3 protein-coding genes and 2 pseudogenes are annotated in these 3,287 nt (G+C 41.4%); 4 read left to right on the plus strand and 1 reads right to left on the minus strand.

What is annotated here, in order from left to right; genetic code table 11:
* The 3 genes and pseudogenes from ATS71_RS19160 to ATS71_RS14345 all read left to right on the plus strand — a co-directional run.
* On the plus strand, positions 1-454 hold a 454-nt coding region (locus ATS71_RS19160; RefSeq protein ID WP_268801454.1), incomplete at both ends, for an EF-Tu/IF-2/RF-3 family GTPase.
* A gap of 1 nt (position 455) precedes the next feature.
* Positions 456-740: pseudogene (locus ATS71_RS19165) on the plus strand (elongation factor Tu); the annotation flags it as partial.
* 243 nt (positions 741-983) lie between these two features.
* Positions 984-2,449: pseudogene (locus ATS71_RS14345) on the plus strand (NAD(P)H-hydrate dehydratase).
* A gap of 11 nt (positions 2,450-2,460) precedes the next feature.
* Here ATS71_RS14345 and ATS71_RS14350 read toward each other — a convergent pair.
* Positions 2,461-2,967, minus strand: a complete 507-nt coding sequence (locus tag ATS71_RS14350; protein ID WP_058405445.1) for a hypothetical protein — start codon at positions 2,965-2,967, stop codon at positions 2,461-2,463.
* 71 nt (positions 2,968-3,038) lie between these two features.
* On the opposite strand from ATS71_RS14350, the gene ATS71_RS14355 reads away from it, so the two are divergent.
* A partial coding sequence (locus tag ATS71_RS14355; RefSeq protein WP_058405106.1) for a transposase occupies positions 3,039-3,287 on the plus strand: 249 nt, incomplete at its 3' end.

Here is a 3,287-nt window from a genome sequence, read left to right on the forward strand (position 1 = left end):
TAGTAGAAATGGAAGTTCGTGAACTTCTTTCTGAGTACGATTTCCCAGGTGACGACTTACCACTAATTCAAGGTTCTGCACTTAAAGCACTTGAAGGCGAGAAGCAATGGGAAGACAAGATTGTAGAGCTTGCAGAAGCACTAGATTCTTACATTCCAGAGCCAGAGCGTGACATCGATAAGCCATTCATCATGCCTATCGAAGACGTTTTCTCAATCCAAGGTCGTGGTACTGTTGTAACTGGTCGTGTTGAAGCGGGTATCATCAACGTGAATGACGAAGTTGAAATCGTTGGTATCAAAGAGACTACTAAGTCTACTTGTACTGGTGTTGAAATGTTCCGTAAGCTTCTTGACGAAGGTCGTGCTGGTGAGAACATTGGTGCACTATTACGTGGTACTAAGCGTGAAGACGTTGAACGTGGTCAAGTACTAGCTAAGCCTGGTTCAATCAANCCACACACTACATTCACTTCAGAAGTATACGTACTTTCTAAAGATGAAGGTGGTCGTCATACTCCATTCTTCAAAGGTTACCGTCCACAGTTCTACTTCCGTACAACTGATGTAACAGGTGACGTACAGTTACCAGAAGGCGTAGAAATGGTAATGCCTGGTGATAACATCAAGATGACAGTAACTCTAATCGCACCAATCGCGATGGACGAAGGTCTTCGTTTTGCTATCCGTGAAGGTGGCCGTACTGTAGGTGCTGGTGTTGTAGCAACTATCGTTGAGTAATAATTAACGTTTTAGTTAATTAATACTAAAAAAACCCGAGCTTAGTCTCGGGTTTTTTAATGTCTGAAGAAAAGGGTTTAGTTTTCAGCTATCAGTTATTAGTAAAATGATCTGACCCCGATAATTACTCAGCCTGTAGTGCACTTTAATAAACGAATTAATCCCGATTAAAAAAGCTCACAAAGCTAGCCCCTAGATATGTGTATTTGATAAGGTAAAGTGTCACTGATTAAAGGAGTCCTCATGCTAAATAACCTAATTTTTACTGCAAAGGAAGTTAAGGGTAACGAGGCTCTGGCAGCCAAAAATAGCGATTGTGAGTTATTTACACTCATGCAGCGCGCAGGGGAGGCTGTATTCAACGCGTGGAAAAACTTTAATGCAAAGCATACCTTAGTCGTTGTGGGTCATGGTAATAACGCTGGGGACGTTTATATTACCGCGAGCCTAATTAAGCAAGCGGGTGAGCGAGTAACTTTGTGTGCCGTTAACCCTGAAAAAGCACTCACAGGAGATGCTGCAAAAGCGTTTAAATTGTGGCGTGATGAAGGCGGTGAAGTTAATGCTTATACGAGTGAGTTATTAAACCGAAGTGATTTAATTATAGATGCAATGCTAGGTACAGGGGTCACAAGCTCGGTTCGCAATAATTTTATTAAAATTATTAATGAAATTAACGCCAGTAATAAACCTGTACTGAGTATAGATGTTCCCTCAGGTATTAGCGCAGATACTGGCCAACCTTTAGGTATTGCTATACAAGCAAGTAAACAATAACCTTTGTGGGTATTAAGCAGGGGCTAGCAACGGCTATAGGTTAACAACATTGCGGGGAGTTAATATTTGACGATCTAAATATTGGACCTGCATTTCTTGAGCTCGCTACTTCAAACGGCACACTTATAAATATTAAGAGCTTTAAAAAGCTTGGTGCGCGCAACCTAAATAGCCATAAAGGAACTCATGGTAAACTCCTCTGTGTAGGCGGCAATGAGGGAACGGCCGGTGCAATCCGATTAACCAGTGAAGCTGCACTTAGAGCAGGAGCGGGTATGGTAAAAGTATATACGCATTCAAGTTCTGTAGTGCCTGTAAGCATTGGTAGGCCAGAATTGATGGTAAGCAGTGGCAACCTACAACAAGCGCTTGAATGGGCTAGTAGTGTGGTAATAGGGCCCGGCCTTGGGCAAAATAAATGGGCACAACACACGTTTATAGAGGTTATATATTATTGCCAATCTAATAGCATACCACTGGTTATTGATGCCGATGCGCTAAATTTATTAGCTAAACAAACCTCATCTTACACGTTAAAGCAATGCGTACTTACACCACACCCAGGAGAAGCATCAAGGCTATTAAGTGTAACGACTCAGGAAATTGAATCTAATAGATTTGAAAATGCCCGACTGTGTGCTAAGCGCTATAACGCGACTTGTGTATTAAAAGGTGCAGGCACATTAATTGATAATGCAGAGAACACGTGGGTGTGTAAAGACGGTAATCCGGCACTGGCCGTTGGTGGTATTGGCGATGTACTCACTGGTATTATTGGCGCCTTACTGGCTCAGGGTTTAAATATTGATGAAGCAGCGCGTTATGGTGTAACACTGCACGCTAAAGCCGGTGATATCGCCAGTGAGCGAGACGGGCAGCGGGGTATGCTCCCCTCAGATTTATTTAGCATAGTAAGACGGCTGTTAAACTGACTTTCATTAGATTAGTGTTTAGTCACTTTGCTTAAAAGCTTGGTCAGTATGAGATCTTTTTCTGCCTGAAGGAGTTTATCTTCAGTCGCTGCTTTTTCAATATTAGCAAACATCTCTAGGCGCTTTACTTTTTCATAGGCGAGCTCGCTTTTATTGAGCTCACTAACCAATACAGGTTTTACTACCCCAAAGTTAGGGTCCTCAATTTTATTAAAATCAAACTCTGCATCTAAATACTCACCGTAAGGTACGTTGTAAATAACAGCTATCCAGAGTTTTTTTTGATTTTCATCGCGAGAGTCTAACCAATGTGTTTTCGGAACTAAAATATCAGCCGAATAATAAATATCATCATAGAAAAAGTCACCATCAATTCTAAAGTAAGCGAGTGACTCTCCTTTACTGTCTGCCAGCTCTATTTCGGCCGTCAGTAATTCTTTTTTACTGCCGCTTAACTCAACAAAATCTTCTTTGCTTATCCCTATATAAGGGTTTTTAAATTTTTTACGTTGCTGCATTGGTAATCCCCCCGAAAAATAATAGAAGCCAAGCGTAGAATTTTCTCTTATTGTAAACACAGGAGAAAATTATGAAAAAAGCACATTTTACAGACAACCAAATCCTTGCCATTTTAAAACAAGCAGAAAGCGGCGTGCCTATTCCTGAGCTGTGCCGCGAACATGGCATGGGCAATTCAACCTTTTATAAATGGCGCGCTAAATACGGCGGTATGGATGCGTCTTTAATGACACGAATGAAAGAGCTTGAAGATGAAAATCGCCGTTTAAAGAAAATGTATGCTGAAGAGCGGCTAAAATCCGAGGTCATTCAAGAGGCA

Source organism: Pseudoalteromonas sp. H71 (genome assembly GCF_001468485.1).
Classification (GTDB): Bacteria; Pseudomonadota; Gammaproteobacteria; order Enterobacterales; family Alteromonadaceae; genus Pseudoalteromonas.